General features: G+C 73.1%; 2 protein-coding genes. Both read left to right on the top strand.

Annotated features, from left to right (window positions below):
- Positions 1–405: protein-L-isoaspartate O-methyltransferase family protein (locus ACTS11_RS07955; RefSeq protein ID WP_442639791.1), on the top strand; the 405-nt coding region annotated here is incomplete at its 5' end.
- A 91-nt stretch (positions 406–496) separates the two neighbouring features.
- A complete protein-coding gene (locus ACTS11_RS07950; RefSeq protein WP_442639790.1) occupies positions 497–1,891 on the top strand; it encodes a TolC family outer membrane protein in 1,395 nt (464 codons plus the stop codon).
- Positions 1,892–2,251: the final 360 nt, after the last annotated feature.

Below are 2,251 nucleotides of genomic sequence, written 5' to 3'. Positions count from 1 at the left end.
GAAATCGGCTCCGGGCTCGGCTACACGACGGCGCTTCTGGCGCATATCGTCGAGGCCGTCGCCGCCGTGGAGGAGGACGAGAGCCTCCCCGCCGACGCCGAGGCGACGCTGGGCGACCACGGCATCGACAACGCCGCCGTCGTCACGGGTCCGCTGACCGAGGGCCACGCCAAGGCCGGTCCCTACGACGCGGTGATGATCTTCGGCGGGATCGAGGAGCTTCCTCCGGCCCTCGTCGATCAGGTGAAGGAGGGCGGCCGCCTCGTGGCCGTCTTCATGAACGGCGCGCATGGCGAGGTGCGCGAGGGCCTGAAGTCCGACGGCCGCATGAGCTGGCGCATGGCGTTCAACGCGACGGCGGACATCCTTCCGGGCTTCGCGCGCGCGCCGAGCTTCACGTTCTGAGCCGCGCCGCCCGGCCTCGTCGCCGGGCGCGCCAAGGGCGCCCGCTCCGCAGGGCGGGAACGCCGGATCAAATCGCCTCGGGGGGTGAGCCATGGCTGGAGTATTCGACGGACTGGCACGCGCGGCTGCGCTCTGCGGCATCGCGGCGCTCGCGCTTCTCGCCGCACCCGGCGCCGTCCGGGGCGAGGGCCTGCGCGAGGCGATGGCCGACGCCTACGCCAATTCGCCCGTGCTCGACCAGCAGCGCTTCCTCCTGCGCATCGAGGACGAAGGCGTGGCGCAGGCCGTGGCGCAGCTCCGCCCGACGCTGAACTTCGCCGCCTCCGCCGACCGCGACCTCGTCAACGAGACGACGACCGCGACGGCCAGCCTCGTGGCGGACTGGGTTCTCTACAACGGCGGCGGCCGGCGCGTGGCGCTCGAGGCCGCGCGCGAGACGGTGCTCGCCGCCCGCGAGGCGCTCGTCTCGGTCGAGCAGCAGGTCCTCCTCGACGCCGTCACCGCCTACATGAACGTCTGGCGCGACCTCCAGGTGGTGAACGTGCGCGAATCCAACGTGCGCGTCGTCACCCAGCAGCTCCGCGCCGCCCGCGACCGGTTCGAGGTCGGCGAGGACACCCGCACCGACGTGGCCCAGGCCGAGGCGCGCCTGGCCGAGGCACGCTCGGCGCTCGCCGCCTCGCAGGGCCAGCTCGAGATCAGCCGCGAGCTTTTCGCGCTCGCCGTCGGGCGTTACCCGGGCGCGATCTCCGGTCCCGGCGCGCTGCCGGGCCTGCCCCGCAGCGAGGCCGAGGCCGAGGCGCTTGCCCGGCAGAACACGCCCTCCATCCGCCGCCTCCAGCACGAGGTCCGCGCCGCCGACCTCGCCGTCGAGGGCGCGCGCGCCAACTACCGCCCGACGATCTCGCTCGACGGACGGGTGACGAACACCTTCGAGGCGCCGAACCCGCTGGCCGAGGGCGAGGGGGCATCCATCGGCATCACCCTCAGCCAGCCGATCTACCGCGGCGGGCAGCTCGCCTCGCTCGAGCGGCAGGCGCTGGCGCAGGCGGGGGCCGTGCGCGCCTCGCTCAACCAGCAGGTGCTGATCAACGTGCAGGTCATGGGCAATGCCTGGGCGCAGCTCCGCATCGCCAACGCGCAGATCCAGGCCGCCGACCAGCGCACCGCCGCCGCCGAACTGGCCTTCGAGGGCGTGCGCGAGGAGGCCTCGCTGGGCGCGCGCACCACGCTCGACGTGCTCGACGCCGAGCAGGACGTGCTCGACGCCCGAATCAGCCGCATCGAGGCGCAGGCCAACCTCTACCAGGCGGCCTACGCGATCCTCTCGGCGGGCGGACTGCTGACGGTCGAGCATCTCGACCTCGACGTGCCGGGCTATGACCCCTCCGTCTACTACGATCTGGTGGACGACGCCCCCGTGAGCGTCCCGAGCGTGCAGGGCCAGCGTCTCGACAGCGTGCTCGAGCGGCTCGGCCGCGACTGAGCCGCGCCCGCCGGTTTCCGCGCAGCTTTAGGCATCCTTCGGCCTGGGGGCGCGCGCAATGCGTTGTGCGCCCGGCCCGCCGTCGTTATCTTCGATCCCGTCCGGGGAGTTCCTCGGCTGGGGGGCGGAACCGTCCGGCGGCGTGCCGGGCAGACTGTCACGGGTGGCCGGTGCGGGGCCCGAGCGAGGAGTGAGCGACATGCCGGATCCGGCGAAATCCATGGCGGATATCGATGACGTCCTGTCCTCGATCCGGCGTCTGGTGGCCGAGCAGCCCGCAGGCATGCCGCGCGCGGCCGAGCGTCCTGCGCCGCCCGCTCCCGAGGAGAAGCTCGTCATGACGCCGTCGCTGCGCGTGAG

Source organism: Roseicyclus sp., from assembly GCF_052168335.1.
Classification (GTDB): Bacteria; Pseudomonadota; Alphaproteobacteria; order Rhodobacterales; family Rhodobacteraceae; genus Roseibacterium.
Note: the sequence above shows the minus strand (reverse complement) of the source record. Positions and strands in the feature narration are given on the sequence as shown.